This is a genomic window from Candidatus Albibeggiatoa sp. nov. BB20, from assembly GCA_016744725.1.
Classification (GTDB): Bacteria; Pseudomonadota; Gammaproteobacteria; order Beggiatoales; family Beggiatoaceae; genus Albibeggiatoa.
Genome location: JADGDW010000024.1, coordinates 14,405 through 34,295, shown reverse-complemented (window position 1 = coordinate 34,295; position 19,891 = coordinate 14,405). Strand labels below are relative to the sequence as shown.

The 19,891-nt window shown below is 38.4% G+C and carries 11 protein-coding genes; 7 read left to right on the top strand and 4 right to left on the bottom strand.

Going from position 1 to position 19,891, the window contains the following annotated elements:
- Window positions 1-3,362: two-partner secretion domain-containing protein (locus ABXH34_RS04630; RefSeq protein ID WP_353570694.1), on the top strand; the 3,362-nt coding region annotated here is incomplete at its 5' end.
- Here ABXH34_RS04630 and ABXH34_RS04625 read toward each other — a convergent pair.
- Window positions 3,359-4,027, bottom strand: a complete 669-nt coding sequence (locus ABXH34_RS04625; RefSeq protein WP_353570693.1) for a Dph6-related ATP pyrophosphatase — start codon at window positions 4,025-4,027, stop codon at window positions 3,359-3,361. The genes ABXH34_RS04630 and ABXH34_RS04625 overlap by 4 nt on opposite strands.
- 361 nt (window positions 4,028-4,388) lie before the next feature.
- On the opposite strand from ABXH34_RS04625, the gene ABXH34_RS04620 reads away from it, so the two are divergent.
- From ABXH34_RS04620 to prlC, 4 genes are all read left to right on the top strand, one after another.
- Window positions 4,389-4,580, top strand: coding sequence for a hypothetical protein (locus ABXH34_RS04620; protein ID WP_353570692.1), 192 nt, complete (start codon window positions 4,389-4,391; stop codon window positions 4,578-4,580).
- Between the two features lie 24 nt (window positions 4,581-4,604).
- Complete coding sequence (gene hisC, locus ABXH34_RS04615) at window positions 4,605-5,678, top strand: histidinol-phosphate transaminase (protein ID WP_353570691.1); 1,074 nt, start codon at window positions 4,605-4,607, stop codon at window positions 5,676-5,678.
- 346 nt (window positions 5,679-6,024) lie between these two features.
- Window positions 6,025-6,417 carry a DUF2304 domain-containing protein gene (locus ABXH34_RS04610; protein ID WP_353570690.1) on the top strand — a complete coding sequence of 131 codons (393 nt, stop codon included), beginning with the start codon at window positions 6,025-6,027 and terminating at the stop codon, window positions 6,415-6,417.
- A 1-nt stretch (window position 6,418) separates the two neighbouring features.
- Window positions 6,419-8,446: an oligopeptidase A gene (gene prlC / locus ABXH34_RS04605; RefSeq protein ID WP_353570689.1), complete on the top strand. Its 2,028-nt coding sequence runs from the start codon at window positions 6,419-6,421 to the stop codon at window positions 8,444-8,446.
- Between the two features lie 294 nt (window positions 8,447-8,740).
- On the opposite strand, the gene ABXH34_RS04600 is transcribed toward prlC, so the two are convergent.
- Window positions 8,741-10,126 (bottom strand): SLC13 family permease, encoded by a 1,386-nt coding sequence (locus ABXH34_RS04600; protein ID WP_353570688.1) that lies wholly within the window; start codon window positions 10,124-10,126, stop codon window positions 8,741-8,743.
- 190 nt (window positions 10,127-10,316) lie between these two features.
- Entirely contained in the window at window positions 10,317-11,576 is a 1,260-nt protein-coding gene (locus ABXH34_RS04595) for a glutamate-5-semialdehyde dehydrogenase (protein ID WP_353570687.1), read from the bottom strand.
- 279 nt (window positions 11,577-11,855) lie between these two features.
- Between ABXH34_RS04595 and lysS the strand changes: the two genes are divergently transcribed.
- The gene (gene lysS / locus ABXH34_RS04590) at window positions 11,856-13,349 is read left to right on the top strand and encodes a lysine--tRNA ligase (protein WP_353570686.1); all 1,494 of its coding nucleotides are present in this window, start codon (window positions 11,856-11,858) and stop codon (window positions 13,347-13,349) included.
- Between the two features lie 477 nt (window positions 13,350-13,826).
- The gene (locus ABXH34_RS04585; RefSeq protein ID WP_353570685.1) at window positions 13,827-16,157 is read left to right on the top strand and encodes a COR domain-containing protein; all 2,331 of its coding nucleotides are present in this window, start codon (window positions 13,827-13,829) and stop codon (window positions 16,155-16,157) included.
- Between the two features lie 331 nt (window positions 16,158-16,488).
- On the opposite strand, the gene ABXH34_RS04580 is transcribed toward ABXH34_RS04585, so the two are convergent.
- Window positions 16,489-19,458, bottom strand: coding sequence for a dockerin type I domain-containing protein (locus tag ABXH34_RS04580; protein ID WP_353570684.1), 2,970 nt, complete (start codon window positions 19,456-19,458; stop codon window positions 16,489-16,491).
- Window positions 19,459-19,891: the final 433 nt, after the last annotated feature.

Sequence of the window (19,891 nt, the reverse complement as noted above, 5' to 3'; positions counted from 1 at the left end):
GTTTTGAATTATTCAATCTACATCAAGGGCAAACTGCGACTTTTCTCGGCGAAGACATACATAATATTATTGCACGGGTTACAGGTGGCCAAGCGTCGTTAATCAATGGGCAATTAATTTCAGAGATTCCACAAGCCAATCTATATTTTATTAATCCATTTGGTATTAGTTTCGGTAAAGATGCACGTTTAAATATTCAAGGTAGTTTTCATGCTACGACGGCGGACTATCTTAAATTCACCAATGGTGATGAGTTTCACGCCCGTTTTGCAGAAAAATCAATTTTGAGTGTAGCCGATGTGCGTAGCTTTGGATTTTTAACCGATTCAGCCGCTGCGATTAGCGTACGTGCCAGCGGTAAATTAATTGAAGAACCTGAACATACCGACCAGCTTCATTTACAACCCAATGCAACCTTATCTTTAATCGGTGGTGATATTAGCGTATTACAAGGCAGCTACATAACCAATCTCGTATCCGATGAAAATGGTGTCGAGCAAACTGAAATCGAACGTTTTCCCCAGATTGAAATTGCAGGTGGCAATATTTTCTTAGTCAGCGTGGCCGCACAAGGAGAAGTTATTTTAGACCCAACACTTGAAACGGGTATTGACGCATCAGGTATTAGTAAATTTGCGGATATTGAATTACGCGACTTCAGTGAAATTCGTGCCAGCGGTCAGGATTATGGTTCAATTCATTTGATTGGCAAACAGGTGAGCCTGAATAATGGCAGCCAACTTAGCATTGATATTAATGATAATACCGAAGTGGGTGGCAGTGTATTGGTGCGTGCAGAGCAGTTCTCGCTAACCGAAGGCAGTCAAATCCAAGCCAGTACCACAGGGCATAGTGAAGGTCTATTAATGCGGATTGAAGCTGATGAAGTGTATTTGTCAGGAGAGGATTCAGAATCAAAATATGCCAGCGCCATATCCCAAGAAACTCAAACGGATAGCGATGGTGATGATTCTGTGGGGATTTTAGAAGTGATTGCTCGTAATGTCAGTTTAAATGATGGCAGTACTATTTATACTAATACCACCGCGAAAAAAAATGCACCTGAACTTAATGTGTCTGCTTCTGAAAAATTGACGTTACAAGGCAATGATAAGTTAGGCAAAGGCTCAAATATTTACAGTTATTCCAATGCCAGTGGTGAAAATAATGATGCGGGTAGTGTTGTAATTACTGCACAAGAATTAACTATTTTGGATGGCTCATTTATTGGGGTGGAAACCTTTGGCAAAGGCAAAGGCGGTAGTATTCAGATTGAAAAAACTGGCAATATTGTGATTCGGGGCACGGATGAAACAGGGCAAGCCAGCCGCATTATTGCTGATGCTTATCCTCAAGACAAAAAAAATGATGTGGGTGATGCAGGGGATATTTTTATTAATGCGGACAATTTAACTTTAGAACAAGGCGGTAATATTTCCAGTAGCGTGATTGCCCGAGAAGGTGAAGTGGTTGGTAAAAGCGGTAAAATTGAAGTGATTCTGACAGGAGATTTAGTGATTTCAGGGATTAATCCTTATGGTGAAAATATTGACGGTTTAAGTAGTGGAATTCGAGTGCAAGCCCGAGAAATTGGTGGTAAAACAGGAGTGGCAGGTGATATTGAAATCACGGCTAATACGCTGATAATTAAGCGCGGTGGTGAAATCAACACCAATACCACAGGCAACAGCAATGCAGGCAATATTGTGATCGATGCACCACAGATTACGGTCTCAGGCTATGCAACCGATGATGATGTGAGTCAATCAATAGGCTCAAACCAGCAAGCGTTTCAAGCAGAATTCCCAGAGCAGTCTCAACCATCTCCCTTTGTCAGTAGTATTTCTGCCAGTACTTCCGAATATTATCCTAGAGCCACAGGCAATGCAGGCACAATCGAGATTACCGCCACAAATATAAAGTTGAGCAATGCAGCCTTGATTACCAATCAAACGGGCAGTCTTGGTGGCGGTGGCAATATTACCATTGAAGCTCAAGATATTGATTTAAAAACAGGGGCATCAATAAGCAGTGAAACAGTGGGTGGTGGTCATGCAGGCAATATTGAAATAACCGCTACGGGTACAATTAGTTTATCAGGGACGGATTCAGGTGGATTTGCCAGTAGCATTGGTTCAAATTCAGTGCAATTGCCTGATGCAAAACAGGTGCAAGAAGCCATTGAGCTTGAGAATTGTGATGATGTAAAATTTACAATTAACCAAATCGATGGTGGTGATGCAGGTGGTGTGGAATTACATGCACAACGTCTGACATTAAGCGATGGCGCAAATATTACCAGCAGCGTGATTGCTTCACAGGGTCAAACCGCAGGTAATGGCGGAGCAGTTAATGTTTATATTTCAGGTGAAACCGAAATTTCTGGGAGTAATCCTTATGGCGAAAATATTTTTGGGATTAACTCAGGTTTATATGTACGTAGTGTTGGCTTTCCCAATAATGTGGGTTCTGGTGGGCAATTACATTTAGAAACAGGTTCGTTGAGTCTTGAGCAAGGGGGTTCAATTAATAGCACTACTAACAACGTGTCCAGTGGTGGGAATATTCAGCTTATTATAGAACGTCATGCTGATATTACGGGCTATGTTGAATTGCCGAAAGAATATGAGCAACTTTCCAGTCAGGAAACCTTTGACTGCTTATTTGATTTCCCTCAAAAAGCCATTTTATACAGTGAAATCAATGCAAGCTCTTTATTTGGTGGTGACAGTGCGGGGGCTGCGGGTAGTATTAATTTAGATGTTGGCAGTATATTGCTTTCTGACCAAGGTAAAATTTCAACTTCGGGCTTAAGCTCGAGTGCAGGCATATTAAATATTAACAGTGATTCAACCATTCGCTTAAATAATAAAGCCAAAATTGAAACCAACTCAGCCCAAAATGATGGTGGCGAAATCACCTTGAATGCCGAACAAATGATTCATTTATTGCGTAGCAGTGAAATTAATACTAGCGTGAAACAATCAACAGGCAATGGGGGGGAAATTACCCTTTCATCTGAATTTATTATCACTGATAACAGCCAAGTTAAAACTACTGCAATTGAAGGCAATGGCGGTAATATTGTGGTCAATGCAACGGGTATTTTTGACCGTGGTGCACGAAGTAGCAGTGATATTTTTAACACCTCATCAAGCTTAGGCATTGATGGTACGATTGAATTAGATGTGGTGGATGTCAACGTGGTAGCATTGCTCAATCCATTGGCCTCGCAGTTACAGCGCAATCAAATCAATTATAGTTTTTGTGATTTTGGTGACAGCCATTTTAAAGTAAAACAATTTACGGGTCAGCGTCGTTCACCGTTTGACTGGCGAGCCAGTTCGATTGAATTACCTTAGTTTTTAGGCAAAATATCGGCAAACACAAAACCATCTCGATGCACAATATCACCTAAGCTTATATTGATAGCATGCTTAAATATCGGTGCGTCGAAGACGAAACTATGGAATTCTCCATTTTCACCACAGGGGTCTACGGTTTCAGGGAGCGAATCTAAAAATGAGTCATCAAACGCTTTGCCAATAAGATGTTCTGGAGCTTGTTTTGAGTCGATGCACGTTGTTATAGCTTTTAAACCACCTGTAATTATTTGTCTGCTCAGTTGCTGGGTAGGAATACCCCAAATTAGGAAAATAGGCTCAATCCCCGTACCTTTTAATTTATCTACTCGATATTGGCGGATGTCTTCAAGGAATAAATCACCAAAAGCAAAGCAATCAATTTGGTCGTGTTGTGCTTGTGCTACAAAATCGCCCATAATCGCTTCGTAATCAGCATTGCTACATGGAAAGGGTAACTCGATAATATACAACGGGAGTCCAATTTGCTCAGCTTGTTGTTGCAGCAATTCAACTCTGACACTGTGCATCGCAACACGGTTAAATTTTTTATTGATGGTGCAAAATAGACCAAATACTTCGAATTCAGGATTTTGCAGTAATTGATATAGTGCCCAAGCACTGTCTTTGCCGCTGCTCCACGACATCAGGACTTTTTGTTTCATATGGTTTATTACTCAGCTTACGTAAATAAAAGAATTTTTCATTTTATGTAGGGTGGAATAGCGCAGTGTTTTCCACCAAAATATGCGATACGCTTGGGATGGCGGAATACGGTGCAAGAGAGTTTATTCATAATAACTAACATCAAAAAACTCATCTATTCCACCCTACTCTTTCAAACTTTTTTACATTTTGCGTAACATGAGTTTATTAGTTTGATGATAAGAATCGATATTCATAAATTATAATCTGTTAGATAAAAAAATAGCGACACTGTTGTGAAAATAATCATGTTATCGGTTTGAATTGGGATAAAAACATCGTTTGCATACATACTCGATATTAAGCAAGTGGAAACATATTATGAGTAACGAATCTCAAAAAAATGAAAACAATGCGAGCACTTGGTCAGTTTGGCGGTTGGATGATAATAATAATACGTTTTTAATAGAGAATAATTTAACCAAGGCTGAGGCACAGCGGCTTGCACAAGCTTTTGAGGACAAAGGACATAAGCAATTGTACTGGGCAAAACCAAATGCTACACTAGCCTAATGCTTTAAAAATTATTGCGAAAAAATGATGAATGATAATATTGCAGCTTGGATACGACCTGAAATTCAACAACTTTCTTCTTATTACGTTGTGGATGCAAATGGCTTAATTAAATTAGATGCAATGGAAAATCCTTATGATTGGGATGCCCACTTTACTCAAACATGGCTAGAAAGTTTAAAAAATGCCCATTTAAACCGTTATCCAGACCCAACAGGCCAAGAATTAAAACAACAGCTTTGCAATACCATGCAAATATCTGATGATTTAGGGGTTATTTTGGGTAATGGCTCTGATGAATTAATTCAAATGTTGGCAATGGCGGTGAATAAACCTGACGCGGTTATTTTAGCACCTGAACCGGGTTTTGTGATGTATAAGCACATAGCTCAAATGTTGGGAATGCGTTATATCGGTGTACCATTAGTTGAAGGTCAGTTCAATTTAGATATATTTGCGATGTTGGAAGCGATTGACACCTATCAACCTGCATTAACCTTTATTGCTTATCCAAATAATCCAACGGGCAATATATTTGCTCGGGCTGACATTGAAGATATTATTGATTGCAGTCCCGGTTTAGTCGTTGTTGATGAAGCCTATTCACCCTTTACCGATCATTCATTTTTACCATGTATCCATGACCATGCTAATTTGTTAGTGATGCGCACTGTTTCAAAACTTGGTCTAGCGGGTTTGCGCTTGGGTTATTTGGTTGGCTCAAAATCATGGTTAGAGCAAATTGATAAAATCCGTTTACCTTATAATATTAATACGTTATCACAGCTCAGTGCGAGTTTTGCGTTAGAACATTATGAAATTTTCCAACAGCAAACACAGAAAATTAGACAAGATAGAGTCGATTTATTACAAAAATTATCAGCGATGCCACAAGTTGAAACATGGGAAACCGAAGCTAATTTCATTTTGATGCGAGTGAAAAATGCAGTTGAGGTACATAATTCCTTAAAACAATTAGGCGTATTGATTAAATGTTTGCATGGTTCACATCCGTTATTAGATCAATGCTTGCGGGTGACTGTTGGTACTGAATCAGAGAATCAGGCCTTTTTAGACGCTTTACAGCAATCTGTATAATTTCAATATTTCGGACAGTTTTTAGCCAGTTACAAATTTTGACTTGTTTGTAAATACTAAAAATATGTCCGAACTTATCATAATACATATCTCTCCGTTCAAATCCTCATCATGATTGACTCCGATAACACTATTTTATGATGACCCAATCAATTACAAATGACCTGTTTTTTATAGCCTATGTTTAAATTATTGCAAGGAAATAGGATATTGATTATGTCCTGTAACACAATTTTGATATTATTTTTTACTGATTAACCACAATATAAACAATGCTTACATTTACTGTTGTAGATTTACTGTTTATTATAGTTGGATTCACCCTTTAAATACTGCAAAAACATTCATGTACACTCTGAGCTATCATATTACTTCAGCGTTGCTAGGACTCAGCATTGCTGGCATTATTTTGTTTCTGATTCGACGCGACCATTTACATACACGGCATGCCCTATGGTGGTTGTGGATTGCATTTATCATCTTGGGTTTAGGCATTTTCCCCCAACTTATTGATATTTTTGGCGGCTTTTTAGGGATTAATTATCCGCCAACCTTGATATTCGTTTTGGGTATCGGCATGTTGTTAGTCAAAGTGTTGGGCATTGATATTCATCAATCGGAATTAGAACGCCGTCAACGTCGATTAACTCAGCGATTGGCTCTGCTTGAAGAAGAAAACCGTAATAATGCTGCACAAGTGAAAACACTCCAGCAAATATTGGATTCTACAAAGGAATAATATGGATAATCCGTTATTAACTCAAACCCATTTGCCTACATTTTCCAAAATTCAACCTAAACATGTTTTACCTGCATTGCAATCTGTCTTAGCTGAAAATCGTGCGGCTATTGACACAATTTTGGCGCAAACAGGTGATTATAGTTGGGAAAATCTAGTGCTACCAATGGCTGAGTTAGATGATCGTTTAAATCGTTTATGGTCGCCTGTCAGTCATTTGCATAATGTACAAGACAGTGATGAGTTGCGAGAAGTCTATGACCAAGGTTTATCATTATTGACTGAATATCGCACGGAAGTTGGGCAGAATGAAGCTTTAAATACAGCTTATCAAGCAGTTAAAGACAGTGCAGAGTTTGGGAAATTAGATCATGCACAACAACGAGTAATTGATAATGCCTTACGTCAGTTTCATTTAGCAGGTGTGGATTTAGCGGCTGAGCAAAAAGACCGTTGCAAGCAAATTATGCAGCAATTATCGCAACTCAGTTCTAAATTTGGACAAAATGTACTAGATGCAACCCATGGCTGGAAAAAACAGATTACCGATGAAACAGTATTAACAGGTTTGCCTGATTCGGTCAAAGCGTTGTTAAAGCAAAATGCGCAGCAAGAAGAAATTGATGGCTGGTTAATCACACTGGATATGCCTTGTTATCAACCTGTTATGACTTATGCTGATGATCGTGAATTACGTCAAGAATTGTATGCGGCCTTTGTGAGCCGTGCCTCTGATCAAGGTGATTCACAATGGGATAATTCGGATATTATGCAACAAATTATGATTTTGCGCCAAGAAATGGCTAAATTACTTAATTTTGATAATTATGCTGAGTTATCGGTTTATCAAAAAATGGCGGATTCACCTGATAAAGTACTGGAATTTTTAGATGATTTAGCAGGAAAATCAAAACCATTTGCATTGAGTGAATTAGAGCAAGTGAAGGCGTTTGCTGAGCAACAAAATGAATTACAAGATTTTTCTCAAGCCGATTTATGGTATTACTCTGAGCAATTAAAACAACATCAGTATGCTATTTCCCAAGAACAATTAAGACCTTATTTTCCATTGCCTCAAGTGACGCAAGGCATGTTTGACATCGTGCAACGTTTGTATGGCATTACAATTAAGGCTAAAGATGATGTTGATGTATGGCATCAAGATGTGACGTTTTACCAAGTTCATGATGAAAAGGGTCATTTGCGCGGGCAATTTTATTTAGACCCATATGCGCGGCAGAAGAAGCGGGGCGGTGCTTGGATGGATGAGTGTGTGATTCGCAAAAAACAAGGCGACAACATTCAATATCCCGTGGCTTACTTAGCATGTAATTTTACACCGCCGATTGATGGGCAACCAAGCTTATTAACTCATAATGAAGTGACAACCCTGTTTCATGAATTTGGACACGGATTGCATCATTTATTAACCCAAGTTGACTATAGTCCTGTTTCTGGCATCAATGGGGTAGAATGGGATGCGGTCGAATTGCCTAGCCAGTTTATGGAAAATTGGTGCTGGGAAAAATTGGGCTTAGATTTATTTGCCAAGCATTTTGAAACAGGTGAAGTGTTGCCCGAGGCTTTGTTTAATAAACTGTATGCTGCAAAGAACTTTCAAGCGGGTTTATTTATGTTGCGTCAATTGGAGTTTGCCTTGTTTGATTTCCGTTTACATAAAGAATATCAAGCTTATACTGACATCCAAGCGTTGTTAAACACTGTGCGTGAGCAAGTTTCTGTATTATCTCCGCCAGAATATAACCGTTTCCAACATTCATTTGCCCATATTTTTGCAGGCGGTTATGCCGCTGGGTATTACAGTTATAAATGGGCGGAAGTGTTAGCCGCCGATGCGTTCAGCGTATTTGAAGAACAAGGCATTTTTGATCGTGAATCGGGTCAAGCCTTTATGTGCAACATTCTTGAAAAAGGGGGTTCACAAGGTGCAATGGATTTATTTGTTGCATTTCGGGGTCGAGAACCCAAAGTTGATGCCTTATTGAATAAACTCGCGGCAACGGTATAAAGCACATTTAAAGATTGCAAATCTGTTCTATATCTTAAATGAATTTCGCGTAGATTTTAATCTACTCACCTTGCACATGTAGGGTGGGTAGAACAAACTGAAACCCACCAAATACCAGCGAATTTTTAAAACTCTCTGAACCATTGCAAAACCTTTTGAAATTTTTGCGATGAGTCAATCACACCCCAATTTTGCTTTTTAATCAAGCCATCTTAGTTCGCTCTCAAGTTCTGAATTCTTTTACAATCTAGGAATTTAGAAATAAGCATGTAAACACGATTCCCAATTTGACAATTAAATCCAGCCGAGTAATTGCCACCATAAATAATTGATGGGAAATAATATAAACAAACTGATGCCAGCAAAAATGAAAAGCGGTTTTAAAACAACTCGCATGTTTTCTTTAGCCAAGCTTAATGCAACAACAATATACGGAGCTTGATATGGGAAAAACATAGTAGAAAAACCAAGCACTTGTAACATAAGTACTGATTGTATGGTAAAACCTGTTTCTTGTGCTATTTCAGGTGTTAGCGGGGTCATTACTGCAGAAATACCAGGTAAGGTAGTAAATAAACCCAAAAAAGTGGAGACAAATGTAATTGACATGTAATTGAAAAAAGGCGTTTCAGGGCTGAGTGGTAAATGTAATATAAAGTAATTACCTAGCGTGATGCCTAATCCTGAATATTTAATCAAGCTGCCTAAACCAATAATTCCAGCCACAAAAAATAGAGAGCCATAATTGATTTTAGTATTGAATTGTTCAGTATTCACAATCGCTGTGAAAGGTAGCAACAGAAATATCGCACCGCCTAGGGCAATCCAAGCAGGTGAGATATGATGTATAAAGTCTGTCATCCAAAGTAATAATAAGATAGCCAGTGTGATTGCCAATTTTTTTTCTGATTTTGATAATGGATTTGAGGGCGGTTTTTCTTCTGTGTTGGTTACAACAGGTTGGTCAGGATATAACCATAAAATGATGAAGATAGTTAAGCCAATTTTGGTCACACCTAAGATTGGAAAATGCAGTAATAAATATTCTCCAAACAATATGTGGACTCCTAACTGACTTTCTGCCATCCCTGCCAAAATCATATTAGGGACATTTGCAGGTAAAATAAAAAATGCAGGCATCGAAGACCCTAATAATGCTGCCAACACTAAGCCAATACGTCCATTTGAACCTGCTTGAAATCCAAAATGATGAGCCAGTGCAAGCATGATAGGAATTAATAATACAACCCGCCCCATCGCCGAAGGCATAATAAATGCGAACATAACCCCAACCAGTGTGACCCCTGTAATCAGTTGGGCATAACTTCCTTCAAGATGTATCGCTAATTTATTTGCAACCCGTTGCCCTAAACCTGTTGACATGACAGCCACCCCAACCACTAAACCACCAAAAACTAACCATAAAGCAGTTGATTGAAAACCTGCAAAAATAATATAGTCAGGCGCAATATGGAATAACATGGCTAACAGAAAAAATAACAGGCTTGTGAGATATTCAGGGATAAAAGAAGTTGCTAGAAGAGTGATTGTGATGATAACCAATCCCATTGCTTTATCTTGGTTGGGGTCTAACAACAAACCCGGAAATAATAAAAGTGTCGAACCAAAACCGATGGCAATAAACACCAGTAATGATGTGATATTCAATTTATATTTCATAACTGATATGTTGACTCTATTAAACTTGCTTAAGATTATTCGTTATCAGATTTACAAAAGAATTCTATTAACTCCTAACACCCTTTAAAAAGCTTAAATAATGGTGAGTCCCAAATGATATTGAGACTCACGTCATTAAATTTAAACAATCAAAGTCAGTAATTAAATTCAACATTCTGATTTATAATGCTTAGTTCCGAATATGTCCATCACCTAATACAATGTATTTTTGTGATGTTAAGCCTTCTAAACCCACAGGGCCCCGAGCATGAAATTTATCGGTACTGATGCCGATTTCTGCACCCAAACCATATTCAAATCCATCTGCAAATCGTGTTGACGCATTGACCATTACCGAACTGGCATCAACTTCAGTTAAGAAACGACGGGCGGTTGTCCAGTTTTCTGTGATAATGGACTCTGTATGACCTGAGCCATATTGACGAATATGTTGCATCGCTGCATCAACGTCATCAACGATCCGAATCGATAAAATTGGGGCTAAATATTCTGTATCCCAGTCTTCATCTGTCGCAGCAATTGCCTTAGGTATAATGTTCAAGGTTTCAGCACAACCACGTAATTCCACGCCTTCCTGTAAATATTGCTCTGCTAATGGAGGTAAAATTTCACCTGCCACACTTTTCGCTACAAGCAAGGTTTCCATGGTATTACAAGTGCCGTAACGCTGCGTTTTAGCATTAAATGCAATTGCAATTGCTTTGCTGGCATCCGTATCATCATCAATATAAACATGGCAAATACCATTTAAATGCTTAATTACAGGTACTCGTGCTACTTCTGCTACCCGTTCAATAAGGCCTTTACCACCCCGTGGAATAATCACATCAACATATTTTGATGACTTAGCTAATTCGCTGACCATTTCTCTATCGGTTGTTTTAAATACTTGCACCGCGGTACTTGGTAATCCTACCTTTTCCAAACCTGTTTGAATACATTTTGCAACGGCTTGATTAGAATTGATGGCTTCAGACCCACCACGTAAAATAGCCGCATTGCCTGATTTTAAACATAAGCCTGCCGCATCTGCTGTGACATTAGGACGCGATTCATAAATAATACCGACAACGCCTAATGGTACTCGCATTTTGCCAACTTGAATCCCACTCGGACGATAATTTAAGTCTGTAATTGCGCCAATAGGATCAGGTAATGCTGCCATCTGACGTAGCCCTTCAACCATGTCAGCAATTCGAGCCTCATTTAAAGCCAAACGATCTAATAGAGCAGGATTTAAATCACGCTGCTGACCATTATCCATATCTATTTTATTAGCAGCCATCAATACATGTTGTTGTTTTTCAATTTCGATTGCGATTGCTTCTAATGCTGCATTTTTCATTTTAGTGGTCGCACGCGCCAATATGACTGAAGCATCACGCGCTTGTTGACCAATTTGTTGCATTTCTTGTTCTAAGCTGCTCATGTTTTTTAGTTCCTGTCTTTAGATTATGGCTTTTTGAAGGGGCAAATATACTAGCTTAATTGCTTAAATTTGGAAATGGAGAATTGCTTTTTTGTGGACATTCTAGCTTTAAATGATTATTTTTAGGAGAATCTGTTGAATATCGGGGCATTTTAGCTGTTTAGCGTATTTAAAAATAAACGGAATCCTGTTTTTCACATTCACTGCTTGTTAATTGTTGTTTGCTTTTGATGTAAAATGAACTGTTTAATTAAAGAGCTATTTTCTGAAGGGATAAGAATGACCGAATTGGTTGATGAGAATGAACAAATTGCCCAACGCCGCGCCAAATTAACTGAAATGCGTGAGCACGGTGTTGCATTTCCTAATACATTTCGTCGGAACTGTGTTGCTACAACTTTACACGAGCAATATGGTGAGCAAGATGCTGCTACGATTGAAACTCGTAATGTGCGGGTAAAGATTGCTGGACGCATGATGACTCGGCGTGTCATGGGTAAGGCTTCATTTATGCACTTACAAGATATGTCAGGTCAAATGCAAGTCTATGTTAAACGTGATGATTTGCCAGAAAATAAATATAAGGAATTTAAGCAATGGGATTTAGGCGACATCGTGGCTGCAGAAGGCGTGTTGTTTAAAACCAAAACAGGTGAATTGTCCGTCAAAGCAACAAATGTACATTTATTAACGAAGTCATTACGCCCTTTACCAGAAAAATTCCACGGTTTGACTGACCAAGAAATCCGCTATCGTCAGCGTTATTTAGATTTAATCAGTAATCAAGAGTCACGTCAGACGTTTATCACTCGTTCTAAAGTGGTGGCTTTTATTCGTCAATTTTTGATTGAGCGGGATTTCCTTGAAGTTGAAACGCCGATGATGCACGCGATTCCCGGTGGAGCAACAGCGCGTCCTTTTACCACTCACCATAATGCTTTGGATATGGAGTTATTTTTACGCGTTGCACCTGAATTGTATTTGAAACGTTTGGTTGTAGGTGGATTTGAGCGCGTATTTGAATTAAATCGAAATTTCCGTAATGAGGGGGTTTCGACTCGGCATAATCCAGAATTTACTATGTTAGAGTTTTATCAAGCTTATACTGATTATCACGGCTTGATGAATTTAACTGAAGAAATGTTCCGTGGATTAGCAGAATCAGTGCTAGGTTCAACCATTGTGCCTTATCAAGATGAAACTTATGATTTTGGGAAACCGTTTGTGCGTTTAAGTTTACTTGATGCGATTTTGCAATATAACTCGGATATTCAGCGCAGTGATTTAGAAAGCCGAGATACAGCGAAAGCCATTGCTGAACGTTTGGGAATCCCTGTCAAAGAGGGTTATGGTTTGGGTAAAATTCAGTTGGAAATCTTTGAGAAAACGGCTGAACATTTACTGAAAGACCCTACGTTTATTACAGAGTATCCTACCGAAGTATCACCTTTGGCGCGTTTAAATGATGATAATCCAGAGATTACGGATCGTTTTGAATTGTTTATCGGTGGTCGTGAAATTGCTAATGGATTTTCGGAATTGAATGATGCAGAAGATCAAGCACAACGCTTTCAGCAGCAAGTGGAAGCTAAAGATGCGGGTGATGACGAGGCGATGCACTATGATGCGGATTATGTCACAGCATTGGAGTATGGTTTACCGCCAACCGCAGGCGAAGGTATTGGTATCGATCGTTTGGTGATGTTGTTAACCAATAGTCCGTCGATTCGTGATGTGTTGTTGTTCCCACACATGCGCCGTTTAAATACTTAGTATTTTGGTTCTTGGAAAGGCTGGCACTCTAACATTTATTTAGGGTTGTCAGTTTTTTGAGTGCTTTATTATAACGCTGTCACATTCGTTGATTATGGGAATAAGATGAAACAGATTTAAAGATTTTCAGGATTAAAACAAAAATACATCAAGCATTTGCTTCAATTCTCAAAAATATCTACAATCAAAATCCTGTTCATCCATCAATCCGTTAAATCCTGTTCTGAACAAGATTAAACAGATTTAAAGACTTTCAGGATTAAAACAAAAATACCTCAAGCATTTGCCTCAATTCTCAAAAATGTCTACAATCAAAATTCTGTTAATTATCAAATGCCTGAATCAGGATTCATAAGATTTAAAGATTAAAACAAAAAATATCTCAAGCATTTGCCTCAATTCTCAAAAATGCCTACAATCAAAATCCTGTTAATCCTTAAATCCTGTAAATCCTGATTCAGACAAGAAAAACCCACCATGAATGACCTAGACATCATCAAACAATTAGAGAAAGAAATCGGTAGAAAGTTAGAACAAATTAGTTTAGATAAAATTACTAATTTCGGCGGAAAAAATGGCTATGCAGTAGATGAAAATAATAATGTCATTGGTTTGAATTTAGATAACAACAAACTTTTCAATATTCCTGAGCTTTTATTTTTATTGAAAAATTTACAAAAATTAATATTAGTTGGTAATAGAATTGAGACGCTTCCAGATTCCTTTCTTTGGCTGAAAAAATTAAAAACATTAGATTTAGAAAAAAATAATATAAAAAAATTACCAATATCATTATTACAGTTAGAAAGTTTAACATTTTTAAATTTACCAAAAAATAATATAAAAAACTTACCAACTGGTTTAGGACAGTTACAAAATTTAAGTACGTTAAATTTATATAGAAATCAGCTGAAAGAATTACCAACTGATTTAGGACAATTGCAAAACCTAGTATATTTGGATGTAGCTATGAATCAGCTAAAAAAATTACCAGTATCATTAGGACAATTACACAATTTAGACTATCTCAGACTTGAAAGAAACGAATTAAAAGACCTACCAATATCCATAGGACAACTACAAAATTTAGAAGAGCTTAATATAAGTGATAATGAATTAAGGGAACTGCCAAAGCCATTAATAAAGCAGCTAAGTTGTCATAGGTTCTATGCAGATGGCAACTTTTTAGAAATCCCACCACAAGAAATAGCAGACCAAGGCATCGAAGCCATCCGCAACTATTTTGAAGAACTAGAAAAAGAACAAAAATCCCCACTCAACGAAGCCAAAGTATTAATTTTAGGACAAGGCGGCGTAGGCAAAACCTCTTTAGTCAATCGCCTCATCCATCAAAAATACAACGACGATGAAAACAAAACCGATGGCATTAACGTTGAAAAATGGCAAGTCAACATCGCCAATACAAAAATCAGACTCAACGTGTGGGACTTTGGCGGTCAAGAAATCATGCATGCAACCCATCAATTTTTCCTCACCAAACGTAGCCTATACATTCTAATACTCGATGCACGCCAAGGTGAAACTGACAGTCGCCTCGAATACTGGCTTAAAATGATCCAAACCTACGGCGCAAACTCCCCTATCTTAATCGCCGTCAACAAAACCGACCAACACAGACTCAAACTCAATAAAAAATTCCTCCAAGAAAAATACCCAAGCATTCAAGGCTTTTTCGATATTTCCTGCAAACAAAATACAGGTGTTAAACAACTACAAACTGCGATGTTCGAGCAAATTCAACAACTACCACACGTCCATGACATCTTGCCCAAATCATGGTTTGAAATTAAACAAAAACTCGAAAACATGCACCGCGACTTCATCAGCTATGACGAATACACTAAAATCTGCTGCCAAAAAAAATATCAAATCAAACAAACTGATACCCAAAAAATCCTCATCCAATTGCTGCATGACTTAGGTATTGTGCTCAACTTTCGCGACGACCCACTACGCCCATTACTCAAACAAATCAACATCCTAAAACCAAAATGGGTCACGGATGCAGTCTACACCCTCATCAACAATAACCAATTATTCAAAGCCAAAGGCGTACTCAAAAAATCCCAACTCGGCGAATTTCTCAATAACAAACGCTATCCAGAATCGCAATATGATTTACTGATCCAACTGATGGAAAAATTTGAACTGTGCTTCCAAATGCCCGACATCCAACCTATCAGCTATTTAATGACCGACTTACTTGATCCCGAACAACCCGATATAAACTGGGATTATGAAAACAGCCTACTGTTTCAATATCAATACGATGTACTCCCCAGCAGCATTTTTTCACGCTTTCTCGTCCGAGTGCATACCTTGATTTCACAAAAAACCTACTGGCTCACAGGCGCAATTCTGACTTACGACAATAACAAAGCCCTGATAAAAGCCGACTTAGAAGACAAGAGAATATTCATTTGGATTGATGGCACAGTGCAAACACGACGCATACTGCTTGGCATCATTCGAGAAAAATTCAAAGGCATTCACAACAGCTTTGCCAGACTCAAAGTCACTGAAATGTTGTCATACAGAAGCACGCTGATTCCCTACGACAACCTACTCAAAATTGAACACAAAGGCCGCACAACACACTATATCCCCGAAATTGACGAAGACATAAACGTAAAAAAAATACTAGACGAAATCAGCGATTTAAAAACCCGACAACAAGAATTAGAAACCAAGCTTGGCGAAAGAAATGTGCATATTCATGGCAACATAGAAAAATTGAATCTAAATACAGGAGATAATGTCACACAAACTTTACACACAAAAACGTAAAACACCACTTGCATCTAATTGTTTGGCTTGTCCAGAATTCAGACACAAAAAAACCGAGACTAAGCTTGGCTTCGTCAATAAACAACTAAATGTTAACCCTTATTCGTCATCATCAAAATCATCGTTTTCGTCTACAATTGAACAATATAGTCGTTTTAACAGGACTGGCAGTCCTAGATTTTAAAACTGATTGATATTTAAATAATAACAGGACTGCCAGTCCTCACACTCAAGATAGAATTGGCTATAGCCATAGGCTTATTATCATCTGCTCTAAACCTACATACTGAAAGACGCATCTAATTTTAATGTACCGATGAATGTATCAATATCACTGTCTTAATACTGGGTAAACAAATAGCTTTTGAGTGTATTCAATATCGTTAGAGACAACGGTATATTCTAAAAAACCACCTTTTTGAAACTGGATTGTAGGAGGAATAAGCTGACCTTTAATAGGTAACTTAGAAGCTGTTGCGGTAAAATCTGCTTGTAAAATATAATCATTTCCTTCAAATTTAACTAAATACGAACCATTTTCATAAACTTCAGTATCTTCCAGACCAGCAACTTGATGTAACATAGTTAAAAAGATAGTCGGCTCGATAATAGTAGGATAAATTGTTTGAGCAGTCGAATCAGCATAAACTATTTTACCTTCTGGGCTTTGATATTTTTCTGCTCGGCTTATACGCCCTGTTCGACGGGTAATTTGTACCCCTAAGGTATCATCCTCCTCACAAGCATAAAGATCATAATCATCATAACTATGGCAGTCATCATTAGATGAAGTTTCAACAAAGGCATTAAATTCACAGGCCATCACGTCAGGTTCAAAGTCATCACCTTGCTTGCGATTATCTTTTACATTGGTATAGTCAAAAATCACCTCACCTTTATCACCCATGTAAATCTCACCATCAGGTAAAATATTTCGCAATAAAGTCATATCTTTAGGAGCAGGAATTAATGATAACGTCTGTTTTTCTGAAGTAACAATGCGTAACTCGCGCTGATTAAGCTGAATTTCAGTAGCAGTATTGCTATCTCCTTGCACAAAACTCGCTTTATTAGGAATAAACGCAAATTGTAAACCTGAATCATCTGTGGCTTTTACAATACCATCTGCATCTTGAGTAAATCTAAATTGTCCTAAATCATTTTGGACTAAGGCTTGGTTCATAGCTTCTAAAATAGTTGGCGTTTCGTCTGCATCACCGCCCAATGCCAGTCCAGAATCTAATTTAGGTAATTTAGGCATATTCACTGCTGAATGATTGTCTAATGTTTTCACGCTAAGCGGAATACCACTGGGTGCATTTAACCTGCCTGTTTTATCATCAAAAAACCAATTAGATGGTAATAAATTATTAATATCGTTGACACTAATTTTTGTCAAATCAAAATGCGTCACGATTTTAGAAATGTCTTCACTAGGTAACTTGCTAAAAACAACTGCTGGGTCTAGGGCTTTGATATGAGCTGTTGTGAATTGGGCTAAAACATCAGGCGAAAAACCACCAAGCGAACCCGCATTGATTCCACGTAACACACTTGGGGAGAGATTCAAAAATTGTTCAACAGAAATGGCAGAAATAGCTGAATAAGTGATATAGGACATTTGATTAGCAGTCATGCTTTTAAATATTTCTGAAGGTAGGCGGGCAATATCAGATTTACGAAATGCTTGGAAGGCTTCATCAGACAAGTTTTCTATATCTTCTTTGCTCAAATTTCCAAGGTTTTCAGACTCAATACCATAGTCCGTTAACTTATGTTCCTCTACATTCACACTCGCTTTTAAAATGAGTTCCTGCGGATTTTCGGCATTTTCCTCACGGATAATAATATCAAACTGAAAACGACCCAATAAATTTGCTTCCCAAGTTATCGTATGGTTATAAGTATCTAGTTTGGTATTGACAGGAGCATGTTTGAGTTGGTAATTCAGTTTATAACCTTGTGCAGACACGGCACTGATTGTAGTAATATATTTTTCACCATAAACGACTGTTTTATTAAGCATTTCATTTTCGCTTAAGCCAGCAGGTATAAGCAGTTTCGGCGGTTCGTGCACTGAGGCATTAATATCAGAGTCAGTGTTAGCCTGATAAATGTCGAGATCAGCTTGATTCACTTCGCCGTCGCCATCAAAGTCACCGTATCGCCAGCCAATACCAGTCTCATACGGGTCTATATCTGTGCGTCCCCACGCGGCAGTCAGGATATTAAAATCAGTGATGTTCACCACGCCGTCGAGATTGGCATCTCCCAGTGTCAATGTGTCGCGCACGCCAGAATAGAAATGGGTTGCAGTGACTTGCCAAGCTATTTCCTGTAGCAGTGTCTTCCATGCAAGCGTGATTTCAACGAAGTATGGATGATAGAGTGAAAGATACCAATTGATGTCGCCGTAGTTACCAGTCGTCAATCCGCGCGGGTCTTCTCGATAGAGCACAGTGAAGAAGACCAGCGCCTTAAAATACTGCATGACACCGGGAGAGAGGTGGTTACCGTCGCCGTATACATCCGTGATGTCATCATAGGTGTTGCTGCCGTTGACCAGTGGGGAAGTTCTGAGTCGTTCGTTGAGTTCATAGATGGCATCGCCCATAGGAATCATCAGTATCTCATTGTCGAGCAAATCACTGGTTTCACTGCGTACCTCATGAAGCAGATACTCGTAATAATCACGGGAACGGTTATTAAATCGAGAAGTGTCTGTATACCCTCTATTCCATTCTGTTGGGTAATCAAAGTTCTCAAAGTCAGGATTGTTAGGCGCACCGAGAACCTTTGGCCATTGCGAGTAAATATAAACCTGAAGACTGGAATCACTAATCCCTTGATTAACCATCAGGTCGATAAAATTGCTACACATTGGCACATCTCCTTCTTCACGGGGACGGTCTTGCCAGTAATACCAGTTTTCTGGGAGCGTGGACTCGTTCCAGTGCCACGGCTTGCCATCATAGGGCTGCAGAACCAGCGTATCCCAGTGGTTGGTTGTCATATCGGGGATGAATTCATCTTTGTTAAAATAACTATTGGCAGCATCGCCTTGATACCAGTGCCACCAGAGCGATGCACCAGACAGTATCTGCATAAAATCTTCGGAGACTTTTTGCCCACTAAGGGTATGACCCCGCTCTTGAGCCAAAGGACGCAATCCAGATTCCAGTCTCGTGCGGTACGTCAGACTGTTACCCACAAAATAGGCATTTCTATCAATGGCAACAGATTTACCAGCATAGCCTATAACCAAAATCAGCACGCTGATGGTCTGTATGAATCGATTCATTATTTTTTCTCCAATAAAACAACGGTTCCGTTCGTTGATAGTCCTAAGGACTGTAGCACCTATGATTAAAAAACAATTTAATAAGTGAGCTATCTAAGCTAGGATATGCTTGTTTTGTCACAAGTCAAAAAATTATTTATTATAAAACGATGACAGATAAAACCATCGAATAAGTATTGAAAAAATGAATTGTCCAAGATGTTTATCAGACAAACTAAAACTGAATGGAAGTGTAAGAGGAAATAAGAAAGCGCAATGCAAACAATGTAAGTGTCGATTTGTATTGGAAAGATTAGATTATTTTGTAGAACAAAAAGAGTTAAAGACTGAAGCAATAGAAGCATTGCTATTAGAGAGAATGAATCTAGCAGGAATAGCAAAGGTGAGTGAAAGTGGTTACAAGATTACGTGAATAATAAATTAAAAATGAGGT

Excerpts from the sequence above, each read along its gene's own strand:
- ABXH34_RS04625 (WP_353570693.1), bottom strand. The coding sequence starts at position 4,027 with ATGAAACAAAAAGTCCTGATGTCGTGGAGCAGCGGCAAAGACAGTGCT.
- ABXH34_RS04595 (WP_353570687.1), bottom strand. The coding sequence starts at position 11,576 with ATGAGCAGCTTAGAACAAGAAATGCAACAAATTGGTCAACAAGCGCGT.
- ABXH34_RS04580 (WP_353570684.1), bottom strand. The coding sequence starts at position 19,458 with ATGAATCGATTCATACAGACCATCAGCGTGCTGATTTTGGTTATAGGC.
- ABXH34_RS04610 (WP_353570690.1), top strand. The coding sequence starts at position 6,025 with ATGTACACTCTGAGCTATCATATTACTTCAGCGTTGCTAGGACTCAGC.
- lysS (WP_353570686.1), top strand. The coding sequence starts at position 11,856 with ATGACCGAATTGGTTGATGAGAATGAACAAATTGCCCAACGCCGCGCC.
- ABXH34_RS04585 (WP_353570685.1), top strand. The coding sequence starts at position 13,827 with ATGAATGACCTAGACATCATCAAACAATTAGAGAAAGAAATCGGTAGA.
- hisC (WP_353570691.1), top strand. The coding sequence starts at position 4,605 with ATGATGAATGATAATATTGCAGCTTGGATACGACCTGAAATTCAACAA.
- ABXH34_RS04620 (WP_353570692.1), top strand. The coding sequence starts at position 4,389 with ATGAGTAACGAATCTCAAAAAAATGAAAACAATGCGAGCACTTGGTCA.
- prlC (WP_353570689.1), top strand. The coding sequence starts at position 6,419 with ATGGATAATCCGTTATTAACTCAAACCCATTTGCCTACATTTTCCAAA.
- ABXH34_RS04600 (WP_353570688.1), bottom strand. The coding sequence starts at position 10,126 with ATGAAATATAAATTGAATATCACATCATTACTGGTGTTTATTGCCATC.